Here is a 15,120-nt window from a genome sequence, read left to right as displayed (position 1 = left end):
TGAGAATGGAACAAACATCGATGCCGAGGCAATTACATCGCCTGCAACAGTACCAAGATGAGCTTGTATGGAATTTGGGGTCCGATGATACGGTAGTTATTCGACCGGGGCTCACTGCTACGTTCTTCTTTGAAAATGCCAGCAAGGCATCCGTTAGACAGAAAATCATTGAATGCTACGATTACTTCTATGAACTATTTGGCTCTAAGCTAAAGGGCCAAAAGTACATGGAAAATAAAACTCGTAAAATGACGGCCGACTCGTATCGTCAATGCCGTGAAAAAATGTTGGCAGTTAAGGACCCTAACCAGTCTTTGGCTTGGTTTGTGAGTAGTGAGCCTACGGCGAGTTACGCAGCGGAATATTTCATTTCGTGCTTTACGCGCGCAGAGCTTCATGAGGGGTGGGGGCATAAATCATACTTGAAGATAGCATTACCTCACACATTGATATTTCAAGATAGTGGTCTTGATATATTTAAAAAGCTGATTGCATTCATTTGCGATGCCATTCAGCCTGTCCATGGGTATAGCGGGTTGTCCCCCGTATTGCCTTACGACTTTGACCGTTACTTGCCAAACGAATATGAGTTGGCGCAACGGTTCATCGGACTCGACGTCGATAGCATGTCATTTTCTGCCGGTGCACATGAGCTGCAAAACCACATCAAGGGCGCCAACTGGCTCACCCTCCTCGGAGACCATTTTGTCCAGCAATTGGGTGGGGATGCCGCGATTCATGCTCAGCTCACCGCCTGGCCGGACATCACTTTTAGTCGCTATGCCGGCGGCTTGATTATCCAGGCCGGCGAATATCCCGACCTGGGTGCCCCAGAGGATGGCGCGCCTGTCCCTTATGTAGCGGTAAGCCGCGTCGTGAAGCCGGTGCGTACCACCCAACCGGGCTCGCTCCACTATTACCTGCCACAACAGAATGGCTTTGATAAAACAGACACGGTCAGTTGGTATGAAAGGTTTGACGCCGTACCACTACCGGAAGCAGTGCCCGAGTCAGTATCCGCTATCGAGGGTATGCGCTGCGAAGCTGACAAGCCATGCCCTGAAAGTGGCTACTGGTGGACCCCTGCTATGGAGAATTCACGCCGCCACTTTACCCAGGGGGAGTTAATGCCGAATTTCCCGAACTCGGCGTATGGGAGCACGATTTGGTATTTAGACGACTTTGTTGCATAACTCAAAATCATGCCAAAATGCGGCAGGTTTGATGTGGAAAATTTCACATCAATTTCAGCAATTTTGTCGGTATTTTTTGTCGTGCAGTGGCACAAAGTTTAGATATGCAACAAAGCCTCGGAGCGGTCAACGTCAAAGGCCGCTCCTATCGTTCAGCAAAAGCAGCCGCGGCTTTTGCGACCTGCTCCACCTTCCCGTGCGACAGTGCCGTGAGCGGCGTGACATTACCCAGCGACGCCTTGGGTGTCGTGAAGAACTGCCATTTGCTCCACCCAGGTAGACTACCGAGGAGTTGAGTCACCTTCGCTAGTGTCTTTCGGTCCACGTCAGCCGCTAAGTAAAAGGCCGGGTAAAACTGGGCAGCGCCGACGTCGACCGTAAAAATGCGGCCAGAGGCGACAGCCTTGTTAAGTGCTTGTCGCGTCATGCCCAGGCCCTCCCAGACCTTCGCTGCGGGTAGCAACTTGCCAGAATCGACCAGCGGCTGCCGCTCGAGCAAGGCAGACCGCTCAAAATCGAAGGAGGCGCTGTGTTCAACCGCAGGCGGTTTCGTGGTTCCGCGTCCGGATTTGTTACGGACGGCAGTTTTTTCTCGGCCGAGCGCGACCTGCGCGGCAAGGTCCAACACTTCGGAAAGGCCCTGCTTGATAAGGCGCCCCAGCTGCTCATCCGGCAGCGCGAGCAGCGCCTTGGTTTTTTCCTGTCCGAGCATGTAGGCTGCGCCTACGGCAATACGAAGCGCATCTTCAGTCTCGGAAGGCGCCAGAGGTGTCTTAGGAGCCTCCAGGGTCGCATGTTGTGTCATCATCGCCTCCTTAGGCAATATGCAACCAATATAGGCAAAAATCGCAACCAAGTCAGTCAGGACAACCTTTTGACGCAAAGAAACCTCAGAGGTAGACGACCCGGCGTCCTTCCCTGCACCGGTCAGCGAGACCATCCTGGACCTCTATCTCGGCCTGAATGGGCGCGACATCCGTGAGGCGTTTGCCGAACCGAATTCTCACCTGCTGTTGGTCGCCAACAAGTTCCAGACCGGCTTCGACCAGCCGCTACGGTGCGGGATGTCACCCGGCGGGCGGCGTGGCTGGGTGGCGCGTTGACGCGGCGTCGCTGCGCGGGTCATGGTCAACGGATTGATGGTCGGCATCGGGGCCAGCGTCTGGAACCAGCTTTCGCGTCCCAGTGCGCGAACCACATGGATGAACGTGGTCAGCGATGCCTCTTGGCCGGCCTCCAGATTGCGCAAGGCGCGGAGACTAATGCCGGCGCGCGCCGCCATGGTGGCTTGGCTCAGGTTGCACTGCAGGCTGTAACGCCCCAGCTCGGCTTCTTGTTCGGCGGGCGTCAGGTGCGCGCTAGGCGATGGCATCGGTTTCATTCGCCGTGGCGGGTCTTTCCATAATAAGCAATATCATGCCCTTAAAGCGGAAAAGGCGATAAGGGGCAAAATGGTATCTGTTGCAGTGAATGGCGGTTCAGTGCATATGTACATGGCGCGGCTCCTCCGCGGGGGCCGAAGGAGGTGTCGGCTGCGTGATGTGTGCGTCTAGGCAAGGCGCTTTTGCTAAACTCGACACCATGACAAAAAAACAGCTGATATTTCCGCATCATTCCCGCCGTCAGCAAGGTGCCCGGTATGTTGATTGACCGTGACAGTGCAGACCGTTTCATTGATGCCTACATGGCCTTTCTCAGCACGTTGGTGACGGCAGAGGAGAAACGCGGCAAGCGGCCAACTCAATGGCTGGTGCTGGGCCGGGCACGTTATGAGGCGGACCGGGATTCGCTCTCTCGTTACCGCGCCAAGCTACGGCATTCTGATGAAGAAATGCTGGAGGCTATTCGCCTAATCCGGCTCAATCGCTGGGTTTATCTCAAAGATACGCGGGCGTATTCAGTGTTGCTACCCGAAGATGGTAGCTGCGCGCATGGTGTGCTGGGACTGACCGAGCGTTTGCGGGACATCGGGCAGGGAGAGACTGGTTCCGTCATAAGAACCGGGGTATTCCCTTTGAATGGACGTTGGGTCTGCGATGGCTTGATTGAGGGTCTAGTTTGGTTAGGCCCCAATATTCGTCGTGATGTGACATCCATTTACCAACGGCTGCGCCAAGAGGGCAAATTCAGCTTGGGGCTGACTTCGATTTAACCGTAGGGCGAATGATAACGGTGTCGATGCCATCTGCGTTTGTGTGTTGCTAGACGGGAGCGCCAGGAGGTTACCTGCTAATACTGGTAGTATTCTTCCTCTTAAATCATTCAGAAAAGACCAGTAAAAGCTATTTTACCGGTTATTGCGATGGGTGATGAGCGTAGCTCGTGGCAATGTTCTTGGCGCACCGACCTCTTTCACATAATGTTCCGAGATTCGCATTTCATGCCCCTGACGATGCATATACTCTGATGCAAGACCTACATGCTATCCGCCGCGCGCAATGCCGCCGGGAAGAAGGGCCGCCCCATCCATCGATGGGCTTCGGTGATGCAGCGATTGCCGCCGGCGCGGACGAGGTGCTAACCACCAGCGCGACGGGGAAACCGGATGCTGGGGGGAAGTTCTGAGACATCCGGCGCGCTGGCGAAGACAGAGGCGCGGAACGAAAGTCTGTCGGGCGAGGCCGGCTCCATACCGTAGTACATGGGTGGCGGCTGAGTGAAGGCGCATCCCAGGCTAACCTGTCAGGGAGGGCTCGGCTCAGCCTCACCACCCGTAGGTAAGCTGAAAAGTATGCACCTGTTTGTCTGGCTGAGCCCTTCAGGCAGGCAAGAGGATAGAGAATCCTGTCGAGTCCATCGAAGTATGTAGATACCGCGATGCATTTTCATCCAACATGAGAAGCCTCAAAATCGATGATGCTTCTTGACACCATCCCGTCTGGGTCGTCATGGCAATGACTCATCTATCGTGATGTGAATGTGTTTTCCCGCACGTAGCAACATATCAACAAGGACATCAATCGTAAGCGCATCCGTTTCCCTCTGGAGAAGCGCGTGACCTTGCTGGTCGCTGATACCGAGTTTCTTCACGGCTTCTGCCGGTAAGAAACCGCCGTTGTCCATCCAGCTTGTGAGTGCGTTCAATAACGATAACTTGATGTCTTCAGCAGGACTCGTGAAAGAAATTTCTGATTTCTGATGCATGACGTTTCCTTCTTTTCATTGAATCGGGGAAGCGGACACAAAGAGGTCCTGTCCGGCCCGGGCTCCGATAAGCGCGAGCCGGCCCAAATCTGCCATGAGAATCAGCCCGCCACGCATCGCACCGCCTGGTAGCTGCCGCGCACCTACCAGCTCAATGCCAGGCAGCAGCTTCGACAGCGCCGACGACTTTGTGCCCATGCCGCGCGCCAGGTCCGCCAGAGGAACATAGGTTTGCCGAAACGTCAGCAGCTGGTGAGGCAGCACCACCCGACACGGCCGTCCTCGCAGCAAAATGGACTCGGATTCTAGTAGGCCCTCATCAATCCAGTAGGCAATGCTCTCCCACTTCCAGCCGGTAAATTTCGACAGCTGCTGAATCGACATCCCCGCTTCGAGTAAGGGGGTACCAAAATACGCGGTCACGTCATCCCGCCGGAAAACCAGGTCGCCAAGCCGACGACCGCATGTGATGGCCTTCACCCTGCCGTCAGCAATGGCCTGCATCACGGTCTGGATAGCCTGCTTGTCACCCATACGGCGGCTGGTCAGCGCTGCCCAAGTCAGCGTCTCTTCGTCCCCCACGGAAACAGGCTCCGCCACCGCACAAATGCAGTCAAATAGTGCGGAGAGGGAGGCTGATGCAACCGGGCCGCCTTTCAGCAGGTCCTGGCGCCAGTTCACATCTGCTTGAATGACAGCTGCCGCCATCATGTGCTCAAGTACGGCAGGCGACACACCCGCCTGCGTACAGGCGGCGTCGGCACTCACCCACTCGGCTCGCCGTTGCTGAATGCGAGTCACTTCGTTACGGGGAATCTCGTAGATTTGGCCGCGGGTCCCCATACGACGTGTGCGATAGGCGCATTCGCCCGCCTGGGTGGCCTTGAGCAAGCGGTCCTCGCTGATACCGATGGCCCTGGCTGCTTCCGATGCGCGCAGATGGTCTGTCGCTGCTTCCGCCATCGCCTTGGCCGAGTCGAGCCCGAGCAGACCATCGAACTGCACGGCGGCGACGTTGATGATGGCCTGCAGGAATGGTTCGAGCGCCGTGCCCAGACAAAGCTTGCGCAGTCTGATGTACCACTGACCCAGCAGGGTGTTGAGTGTTCGCGCCTCTGGCTTACCGGCGGCAATCCGGCTTGCCACATGGTCCTGAAATCCTCTCGGCCAGTCCGCCAGCAACAATTCTAACGGCGCCAGAAAGGCCACCGCGGCGGATACCGACTGCGGGTACGCCAAAGTACGAGGGGACATCGGCCGTGTCGGGTCGGCGGACAGGCAGAGCGTCGCCACTACTTGGGCCAGTACACCGAGGTCCACCCCCTTCAGCCTAGGCTCGGCCCGGCCGGTACTTGTTCCATCTCCGGCTATCAGCGCCGACAACCAGTGCTGGCTTGGCGTGGACGGCTGACGCGGCAGTTCACGGAAGTCTTGGCCGCATTCGCATTGGTCAATGTGGTCACGCTCTGGCGACAGCCGCTCGCCACACCCATCGCAGCGTTCGACCAGCTGAATGCGATGCGCAGCGCAGGCTGTGACATAGGCATGGCCCCAGTAGTGGCGCAAATAAGGAGCCTCTGCCAGGCAGGCGGGGCAGACGGCATCGGTCTGCTTGCGATGCAGATGCCCCCAGCCTCGCCGGACCATATCCTGCTCTCGTACCTGTTGTGCCCATTCTGGCTCGAGGCCCAGCACGCCTGCGACAAGGTCCGCCTGTTCCAGCAAGGCGCCAGCGTTGCGCGGGACATCAGCCATGCTGGCCAGCTCCCGCCAACCTGAGAGCACGTTGTCCGCGGCCAGCCGACGGTAATAGCCCAGCCCAGATTCATCCTGCTGCGGGGGATACGTTACCAGTAGACTCATTGGATGCCTCCTACCCGTTCAGGAATGAGCGGTACCGGGATGTCGTTGTCGTGCATCACCTGCACAAAGGCCTGATGAAGGGCAGCCGGCGCAGTATCCGTCATCACCACCTCCGGTCGTTCAAACGCCGGAAAGCGGGGGGAGCCGGAGACTTCGATGGTCCGCACCGCTGCCTGACAGTCCGCAAATGTCAGGGCCCGTGGTGTCTCATACGCCATGTGACGAACGAGTTCACGCATGAATTTGCTGAGCACGCCGATAAGCCCGCCGGAGAGCAGGTAGCACTGGTAGGTCAACGCTGACGCAGGCAGTGCAATCGGAAAACCGGCCTCCTTGAAGAGGTTCGCATAGGTTGCCACACAGGCATGGAACGCCTGCAGCTGGTCTGGCACGCGCGAGTCGTAAGGCATCAGCCGGCGAGGTGCCGAGGCACGCATGCGCAACTGCGTGTGCTGCTGGACCATGCGCTCCACCAAGGGCGTACCGGAAAGCACCAAGGTACGCCTCTGTTTGTCCGCCAGCACCTTGAACCAGTCGCCAGCCTCGGGAGGTAACACGCGCGTGCCCCGCTCGACCAGATGGTTCACTTCATCAAACAGCACGACGCGGGTACCGGCCAAATCCAGTTGTTTCTGCATGCGGGCGTTCAAGGCGCCCATTCTGGCATTCTCCGGCACAGGCAAACCGAGCGCCGCGAGGACGCATGAGGGTAGCAGCCTGGGCGAGACTGGCGTCTCCAGCTCCACGACCAGGACAGGAACCTGCCGACGGCCATTGACCTTCGTTTCCGGGTAATCCCGTTTCAGCTTCTCGATAAGCATCGACTTACCCGCGCGGGAAGGCCCGACCAGCTGTTCTACACGGCTGGCAGCACCATCCATGGCGTCCTCGATACACTGCCTGAGCGGCTTGAAATGCGCGAGGAACTGCGGGTGCGGCAGTTCGCAGGTTTCGAGAGCGATGCGCAGTTGTTTGCCGGGCGTGGTCACAACAGACCCCCACTGTCACGGGCCAGAACCGGCAGCAGCACGACATCGTCAAGCAACGGTGCAACCGGTGGTGTGGTAGCGGACGCTGGCGGGCTGTCTGACGTCCAGTCGGTGCTGCGTCCAGACACGGTCGGTGGCGGCCGTGGCCCTGGTTGCTGGGATGCCCGCGTCACAGCGCGAGCATGCTTTTCCCGTTGGGCCGTTTCGCGGTTGCGTTCATGCTTGCTGGCTTTTTTGCGCTTAGGTGCCAGCGAGTCCGCGACCACTTGCTCGTGCAGTGCGTCCTTGAACTTCTGGGCTTGGGGAGCAAGCTCGATGCTGGACTTCTGAAGCTTCAAACGCGCCTTGGCCTCTTGAAATGTCCAGGCGGGTGTTTCGGGGCGGACGTGCTCGTTGACCAGCGTGACCAGCGGCCGCTCATCACCGTCATCCACGTAGATGTAACGAAAGTCGTCCGGATTGTAGAGCACGTGCACCATTTGCCCTTCGCCATGGCGGTGAATCAACGCGGGCAAGCTATCGCCCTTGTAGTTCATTCCTTCCTGCGAGATACCGGTCTTTCGGTTCAGCGTGCGCGCCGTATGTTCGTAGAGTGCCGACAACCATTCTGCGCGCGACGGCGGCAGGGAAATCGCGTAGCAGGATGATTCGAAATGTTGCCAGCGCGTGGCCGGGGTCTCTCCCTTGATGGTGGATTCTGAGAGGACCACCTCCCAAGTCAGACGGTCTAAGGGTTGATGAATCCAGTCTTCATACAACCAGCGCACAATCCAGCGTTCGAGTTCCTCGAGCGTCATGAGTCGGTCGCCCAGCGCAATGGGGTCGCGCTGCCCATCTTTTCCATCGAAGCGCGTACAGCCCGCTAAGGCCTCCAGCGCCTTCTTGAGCGAGAGATTCAGACGCTCAATGAAGGGTTTCTCCTGCCCGGCGCGGGCGCGGCAATGTCTGACGTCGACGCCAAGCCGCTCCAGCTTTTCGATGCGCCAGGTCTTGGCTTCGGCCCCGTTGTCGAAGACGAGAAGTCCTGGCGTGCCGCACGCGGCCCAGGTGCAGTCAATGCCCAAGGCCGCTAGGCGCTTGAGTCTGACGGGCGCCATGTACATCTCCGCACAGGCCAGCGAGTCGGTGTCGGTGGGCGCCCCCACCACCAGCCGCCAACCCATGGGATGGCCCGTACAACAGTCAATGGCATGCACCAGCCAGACCTGGCTGCTGACACCGCTAGGGGTCTGGATGACAAAGGGCAGATGCAGCGCATCCTGCTCCACCCGCTCAAAGGGCATTTCGACCCGGATGCGCTGTTTCGCAATGGCGGTTCCCGCAATAGCCTGGCTTGGCAGCATCCGGTCGTCGTCCGGGTTCGCTTGGACAAAACGCCGGATGGTGTTCCTGACGAACTTCTTGCTAATCCTTGGGGAATCCAGCGGGACAAGACTGCCCCGTACCGACCGGTTGACCGTGTTGGTCAAGGTTTCGAGTGACCAGCGCGATTGGGGGACCAGATAGTGCAACTCCGCCAGTATGCAAATCGTGTTGATGACTTCTTGGGAGTAGCGCGGCGAGCGGTTGCCCTTGTTTCGGTCACCACGCAGCACGGGCAAACCGGCCAGCTCGCGTTGTCGGTAGCGATACATCGTCGACTGCGGAGGAAAGGGCTCCGACTGCGGCCCCGCTGCATCGCGATACGCTTCGGCCGCGTAGTGGTAGGCCTTCGCAAAGCTCACGCTTAGCCGCTTCTGGAGGTCACGGATGCGCCGCATTGCCTCCTGGATGACATGGATTTTATCGTGAAGCTTCGTGTCACTGTGTTGGGCGGCTTGGCTGAAGCGCGGTTTGCCTGCGCGCAACAGGGTGAGCTTGCCTGCGTAGAGGTCCGCTGTGAGCATCGCCACCTCCACATAGCGGTCGGCACGCTTGGCGGCATCGAATACTCTGACGCAGCCGTCACGCGGGCGCGGGTCGAGCACCTCAAGGTAGGCGTCGTGGTTCATCGGCGGTGCCAGCCGGTCATTCAACAGGAGGGTGTGCATCATCGTTCCACCTCCTCCAGCAAACACAGGTGGCTCAGGTCACCCTGCGCGAGGGAAACCTCAAGCGTGCCGCGGATGGGGTGATGGGCCACGTCTGCTGTCAGCAAACCGCTGACCAGCAACACCGGCATCAGGTCGGGCAATAGCTGGAGGTCTTCGCACAGGGTACGTACGGTGACCGGCCCCGCTTCACAGCGCTCTCTCACGCGTTCGACCAGCGCTGCGGTAAGGTAGGTATGACGTTGATGCATGGCCTGCTTGAGGAGGCGCGCGTTCGTCCTCAGCGGATGGGCTGTGTTCGTCGGCATGACCAAGGTGCGCAGCGGGTAGCCATTGGCCGTGAGAATCGGACGGGCGCGCGCGATTTTTTCCCAGTACGCTTCGTCACCCTCGAAACCTTCCAGCTTGACCTCAACCGCGTAATGCAGCCCGTCTTGCCAGACCACACTGAAATCGGGGGTGTAGAGTTTCGGCCCTGGCAGTTCGCGATACGCGTGCCAGGCCGCGCTTCGGGCGGCTTTGGTCAGTAACAAGCACTTGTCAATCAAGTCGACACAGAAGGGCTGCGGCTGAAAACCGCGAACGCGTGGGTCAATCGCCAGCAGATGTGAAACGAAACGCTCAGCCTCCTGCTCGACGTTGATGTTCCCATTTGCCTTCTGGCTGTACGTACCCAGCTTGGCTTTACCGTAGGTGGGGGCCGGATGACGGACTCCCGTGTTGGCATCATCCACCCGACCGCGACGGCCATAGGATGCAGAGGTTCGGCTCATGACACACCTCCCTTGGAGGCTCGGCATAGCAGAACGCTCTGGCCACGAGTCCTGGCATACACAATGACGCTTGCGGCGGAAGGGCTGGAAGGGAAATATGAAGTGCGGATTTTGCTCAACATCAGGCGGTCAATAGAACGATAAACCGCGCAGCTTATCTGAGTGTTTTTATGAAAAATAGAGGCTAATTTGCAGACGTTACAAGCAATAAAACGGGAAATTATTGATTCGGCAGAGAGGGCTTCGGCGGAAATTTTTTTCGCGTTACGCGCATGTAACGTTAGCGTTACAAGGTGTAGTGATGGCGTCGCACGGAGTGGTGAACCTATGCTGCAGCGCTCGAGACAATGTGTGTTAAAACGGGTAATCGCGTGGCCGGTCGGAGAGCCTGCAAGACGAACTCGGCTAGGTTGGTCGTGATGACGAACAGGGGAGTGTTCAGCAACGAGGCCCCACCGCCGCGCTTGGCTGTTGGTGGCTCCCGGCAGTTCGGGATAAGCGGTTCTCACATTCAGCCAGAAAAAGGCGCAAACAGCCTCCTCCGGCTTGGACCGGACTTTGAACGACTGTCCCTTACTGCAGACAACCCGCCCCATGGCCAGCTCCCGCATCGTACCCTCTCATAAATAGCGAGTACGACCGCGGTAGCGGCTCACATCGAACAGACAGGTTCACACTCAAAACTGCAGGTCAGCGTTGCACTGACAGAATTTCACCGTAGTAGGTGGAAACATGTTTTTCAAGGCCGGCCCGTTTGCATAGGCCGATAGTTTGCACGCGCCATGTCCAATTTTCGCCGCGTGTGCAATTATCCGAACAATTGCTTACCTTGAGCAGGAAAAAGCCATCCCGAAATGCCTTCCTTCAGCAGCGGAATTTGTTACTAAGACTCGCTAACAAAACCTACATCCTTCGCAATCTCGTACACGGCAAATCAGCGACTTACAAGCGGCAGCCTGAGGTGTTGTTAGCGACTCTAAATTCAAACTATGAATTTAAAATAATTGCATGATGGACTATGCTACGAGCGGTTGTACTCAATAGTCTAGTGATGAGCATCAGTACGTCAAACAGAAGGCCAACTACATAACTCCATCATGCGCCATTGGAGCGATGATTTTGTCCGGCAGTTCTATAAGGTGAAATTTACTACCTTCCGTAACTCGAAGAAAAAGGTCCTCACTTTCATCGAAAGAAGCAGCTACAACACTTTGCAAGTCTTGAGCACCACAGAATAGCCGCATGAGAGCGTTCTGACTTACCTCACTCATTGAGTGCTGCCCAGGCTCGTCAAAAAGCAGAAAGCCCGGATGATTTCCGACAAACTCTTTCATACTGGAAGTCTGATAAATCGCCAATAGAAAAGCCCAGATTAGCCGAACGAAGTCACTTGCCGAAGATTCAGACTTCACATTTTTCCTGAGCACTTCACGAAGAGTAATGTCGCCAAGGGCAGGCAAAAGCGTGCCGCGATTAATTGTTACCTCGCTAGGCTCCGCGCTTGTATATCCGAACGAAGAAGCATTTGCGCGAAAATTCTTCTCAAGCAATGTAATCTTGACTCGGTCTGTCTCCGAATAAAGGTCACTAGGCAGACTTTTACGAAACTTCTCAGCACTCTCCATTTTTAACGCTATAGTTTTCGCATGCTCGATGAATGTGGAAAAACGTGCCTCGGCGGCTTGCAGCGAACGTATCTCTCGTTCAAGAAAAACCTGTTTACGGATACTCGCTTCTAAAGTTGCATCTGACTGTACGACACCCTTCCTAATGCTAATAACATATGCTCGCTGCTCATTAATACTAGCTCCAAGCTGCTGGAGCGAGCTTTTACTCTGTTCGCGCACATGTTCAAGGCCCGTAATCTGCCTCTTCAGCATGCGTATCTGTGCCTCCAGATAATCGATATTGGACTGAAGGTCCATCTGAAGGACGCCTTCGGTCCGAGGTAAAAGCGTATTCTCAACCTCTGAGCCACATGTCGGACAATGGTCTTCGGCGGTCCTAAGGCCAACCTGTGCTCCTAGGTCATGCAACTTACGCGTGGTTTTGTTTTTCCGCAGGTCTGACTCTGCCTGATTCAGCAGCTGCGTGAACTCTTGAAGACTGATGCTGTGAAGTCGGTCCTCGCTAGAAAGCTCCTCATACTGCTGAGCAAGACGTTCAAGTTTCACCGTTTCAGTATTCAACAACTGAATGACATCCGGAGACGCTGACTTCGGGCCACCTACACGCGCCTCTTCAATAACGTCCCATTCCTTAGCTTTTGTTGCAACAGCTTCGGATACAAGTACGTCCTCCGAGTTGATACGCACCACAATAGAAGCGTTATCTGCGGAAAATGTCGAGGTTGGGACCTTCGGGATACCACGTGTTGCGATACCAAGAGGCTGGAGGACACCGGTAAGTTCCGACAGCAAATTTGCCCAGTCGGATTGGAGTCGACTTATCATTTGCTCATTGAGCGCCCTCTTTTCTTCTAGCTCAAAGCATTCAAGCCCGAGGAGATATTGTACGACTCTAGTCGGAGCTCCAAGTATTTGATAGAAGGGGATGTTTGCTATGTAATCGGTCCAGCCACGCTTTTGCTCAATGAACAAAGCCGCAGCAACTACCTGCGGGTAGAGTCTAGTAAGACCACCCGTGGAGGATTGAACCCGTGGAAGCTGCAGCCCAAGGAAGGACTCTAAGTATTTTAAGAATCCTTCTTCATACAGAGCTGCACCTGGGTCATGGAGAAATAGCGGGGTCGCCAAAGCACGGTCGCTGACAGGCCCAGTCAGTATTGCTCCATCAAAAGCCTCGACAAGCTTCGTTGACTTATCGTCATTCCGGATTGGCCGTCGAAAAGTAACGACATTTCCGGCAGAGTTTTGTAATTCGACGAGAACGGCAGACTTTTGAATTTCATGAGGTCGCCCGTCATACTGGAACCGGTCCCGTACTGCAGATGTGAGCGCACGCTCACCTTTGACTCCAATAAGTTCTTCTAACCCTAGAGCATACATAAGGGTGTTAACAAGCGTACTTTTCCCGGACGAGTTCCTTCCCTTGATGATATTGAGGCCAGAATCAAATTTACACCGGAAACCAAAGCGCTCGTTACCACTGTTGATACGTATCTCGACTGCGCGGATGAACATTATCAAGTCCACCTTTCGACGATTGTCCCGACCATCTTCTCAGTGATGGTAAGTCCTATTTTCTTTAAATACGCTTCATCTTCTTCAAAGAGGCCGGCTTTCAGCGCACGCGTACAAAACTCTTGACCATGAGCCGTCAGTTTTACACCTGTGGATGTGCTTTCAATAAGGCCATCCGCTTTTGCAAACGCGAGAGCTGTGTCGAGGGCCGGGTCTAAACCCCATGCCGGAAACTGAAGACTTTTGGTAACCGATGCGTGGGTGAGTTTTGTACGCCGGGCGCCATCTTTCAGAATCCAATTAAAAAGATGAAGTCGAACTGTGCTGGATTTCTTGCCGTGTGATGCGAGCATAAGCACCAGTAATAGCTGAGTAATCTTGTATAAGGGACGATGGTCAGGAAGTACTACCGACGGACGTAAGTTAAAGGCAAGGTGACTCATAAGCTCAACTTACTCCGTGAAGTCCAGCTGACAGACCGCCAGCCAGCGTGAAACCATTAAATCTGCCAATCGTCGAGCATCACTAAAACCCATAGTTCCCTTCAAATCCTCTTCGAGTCGACGTCCGAGTTCAGTTTTCACCTCCTCGACCAATCCGTTAGGCTCGCCAACCCAAGCAACCTGGAGTTCCTGCATCTCCTCGGCGTAGTGACCAATAACTCGGATGATTTGTTGAAACGCTTGGGGTGACGTCCGCTCTATAGTGGCGAGATGCTCATCACATTTTAAAAATTTAGTTGCAGTGAGTGTATTGAACTTTTGTAATTCGGTCTCGAACGAGGTTAAACCAGCCTTATCTCGGAGTCGCACCCTGTTTTTACGGTCGATGAGCTCTTCAAACTCCTCTGGCGCCTGTGGAAGCACATCTTCAGCGGTCACAACTGGCCCCAATTGCAATGGAAGGCCTTCCGAGCGACGACATTGTTCGAACTCTGTAGCGTAATATCCCGCATCCTGAATAAGAATCGTGAAATCATCGTGAAGAATTGAAAGCTCCCATTCTCGTGCTTCTATTTCTTTCTTTCTGGCATGTTCGTGCAGATTGTTATGCTCGAAAACAGGGGTAACAAGGAGCCACTTTTGAATCTTCGTATTGCCGATACGACTGGCAATTTGGGTTTGGTAAAGCTTTAACTTGGAGACATCCCGCGTGATTTTGCTTTGGATGGCACTACGTAACTCATCCTGAGTGTAGTTTTTCTCGGGGCAATAGCATTGGAATGCCATGCCATCAATGGTCCAGCCTTCTATCCCATAGTCTCCGGGAGATGCTGGCATCCGTTGATAGAGTGAGCCAAATTTGAGCTTGAACGCTTTCTGGCATAAGCGCTCCCAGCTTGTACCGTCGAATGTTCCGTAATCTGTTTGAATCAACTGGTGCCCCTACCTGGTGTCTTGGCGACTCATGGCGCCATCGTTGGCACCTGCTTGCCGACGGCCCCCTGAGAGTCGAGTTGACGCCTCTACTGTTTGCCTGTCAACCAACAGACCCGCGTCATCCGATTATCTATAACGCATTTAAGCGCAGAAGCGTTCCAATATCGAGCATTTTTTTGATTGGTAGCAAAAATATAGGTATTTATTCAAAAATCGCAACCTTCTGGGGCCACCAACCCGAGACTTGCGCCTCGAGAGCCTCGCTCTCTCCCGACCAGTGAGCAACCGCGGTCAAGCAAACCCTGTCCGGTCTGGCACTTGCTGGCGCCGCTCCCCAGTTGATTCGCCTCAGCAAGCTTGTGCGCATCGAAGACGCAACCAGGCGGAGCTGTGATGCTGGCGGCTTGTGACTATAGGTGGGTGGGCGGGACGCCACACGAAGATGTTCCGCATGGATTTTCGCGCATAATAAGCGTGCCCATCAGAGCTACCTCAAACGGGTAAGCGCGAACATGGCAATCTTAAAAATTCTGCACGGTTTTTTTGGGGACTGAAGTCTCGCACAGTACCTGCACCAGTTCCTCGACATCCGTCTGATGCGCCGGC

12 protein-coding genes are annotated in these 15,120 nt (G+C 55.5%); 2 read left to right on the top strand and 10 right to left on the bottom strand.

All coding sequences use genetic code 11. From position 1 onward, the window contains the following. The first annotated feature begins 5 nt into the window (after positions 1 to 5). A complete protein-coding gene (locus NKT35_RS06035) occupies positions 6 to 1,193 on the top strand; it encodes a type VI immunity family protein (RefSeq protein ID WP_254299794.1) in 1,188 nt (395 codons plus the stop codon). A gap of 145 nt (positions 1,194 to 1,338) precedes the next feature. Here the strand turns inward: NKT35_RS06035 and NKT35_RS06030 are convergent, their stop codons facing one another. Further along, the gene (locus NKT35_RS06030; RefSeq protein ID WP_254299793.1) at positions 1,339 to 2,133 is read right to left on the bottom strand and encodes a hypothetical protein; all 795 of its coding nucleotides are present in this window, start codon (positions 2,131 to 2,133) and stop codon (positions 1,339 to 1,341) included. Between the two features lie 63 nt (positions 2,134 to 2,196). Further along, entirely contained in the window at positions 2,197 to 2,565 is a 369-nt protein-coding gene (locus NKT35_RS06025) for a helix-turn-helix domain-containing protein (protein ID WP_254299792.1), read from the bottom strand. Positions 2,566 to 2,832: 267 nt separating this feature from the next. On the opposite strand from NKT35_RS06025, the gene NKT35_RS06020 reads away from it, so the two are divergent. Beyond that, entirely contained in the window at positions 2,833 to 3,345 is a 513-nt protein-coding gene (locus NKT35_RS06020; RefSeq protein ID WP_254299791.1) for a hypothetical protein, read from the top strand. A 734-nt stretch (positions 3,346 to 4,079) separates the two neighbouring features. Here NKT35_RS06020 and NKT35_RS06015 read toward each other — a convergent pair. The 8 genes from NKT35_RS06015 to NKT35_RS05980 form a co-directional block, all read right to left on the bottom strand. Next, entirely contained in the window at positions 4,080 to 4,337 is a 258-nt protein-coding gene (locus NKT35_RS06015) for an XRE family transcriptional regulator (RefSeq protein WP_254299790.1), read from the bottom strand. A 15-nt stretch (positions 4,338 to 4,352) separates the two neighbouring features. Beyond that, on the bottom strand, positions 4,353 to 6,200 hold the full coding sequence (locus NKT35_RS06010; RefSeq protein ID WP_254299789.1) for a TniQ family protein: 1,848 nt from the start codon (positions 6,198 to 6,200) through the stop codon (positions 4,353 to 4,355). Further along, positions 6,197 to 7,189 carry a TniB family NTP-binding protein gene (locus NKT35_RS06005; RefSeq protein WP_254299788.1) on the bottom strand — a complete coding sequence of 331 codons (993 nt, stop codon included), beginning with the start codon at positions 7,187 to 7,189 and terminating at the stop codon, positions 6,197 to 6,199. The genes NKT35_RS06010 and NKT35_RS06005 overlap by 4 nt, the downstream gene beginning before the upstream one ends. Then, positions 7,186 to 9,222 carry a TnsB C-terminal domain-containing protein gene (locus tag NKT35_RS06000; protein ID WP_254299786.1) on the bottom strand — a complete coding sequence of 679 codons (2,037 nt, stop codon included), beginning with the start codon at positions 9,220 to 9,222 and terminating at the stop codon, positions 7,186 to 7,188. Before NKT35_RS06000 ends, NKT35_RS06005 begins: the two co-directional genes overlap by 4 nt. Continuing rightward, positions 9,219 to 9,992, bottom strand: coding sequence for a Tn7 transposase TnsA N-terminal domain-containing protein (locus NKT35_RS05995; protein WP_254299784.1), 774 nt, complete (start codon positions 9,990 to 9,992; stop codon positions 9,219 to 9,221). The genes NKT35_RS06000 and NKT35_RS05995 overlap by 4 nt, the downstream gene beginning before the upstream one ends. A gap of 1,082 nt (positions 9,993 to 11,074) precedes the next feature. Then, complete coding sequence (locus NKT35_RS05990; protein WP_254299782.1) at positions 11,075 to 13,135, bottom strand: AAA family ATPase; 2,061 nt, start codon at positions 13,133 to 13,135, stop codon at positions 11,075 to 11,077. Between the two features lie 2 nt (positions 13,136 to 13,137). Next, complete coding sequence (locus tag NKT35_RS05985) at positions 13,138 to 13,578, bottom strand: hypothetical protein (RefSeq protein ID WP_254299780.1); 441 nt, start codon at positions 13,576 to 13,578, stop codon at positions 13,138 to 13,140. A 9-nt stretch (positions 13,579 to 13,587) separates the two neighbouring features. Further along, entirely contained in the window at positions 13,588 to 14,511 is a 924-nt protein-coding gene (locus NKT35_RS05980; RefSeq protein ID WP_254299778.1) for a hypothetical protein, read from the bottom strand. Between the last annotated feature and the right edge of the window lie 609 nt (positions 14,512 to 15,120).

This window comes from Chromobacterium sp. IIBBL 290-4, assembly GCF_024207115.1.
In the GTDB taxonomy this organism is placed as follows: Bacteria; Pseudomonadota; Gammaproteobacteria; order Burkholderiales; family Chromobacteriaceae; genus Chromobacterium.
Note: the sequence above shows the minus strand (reverse complement) of the source record. Positions and strands in the feature narration are given on the sequence as shown.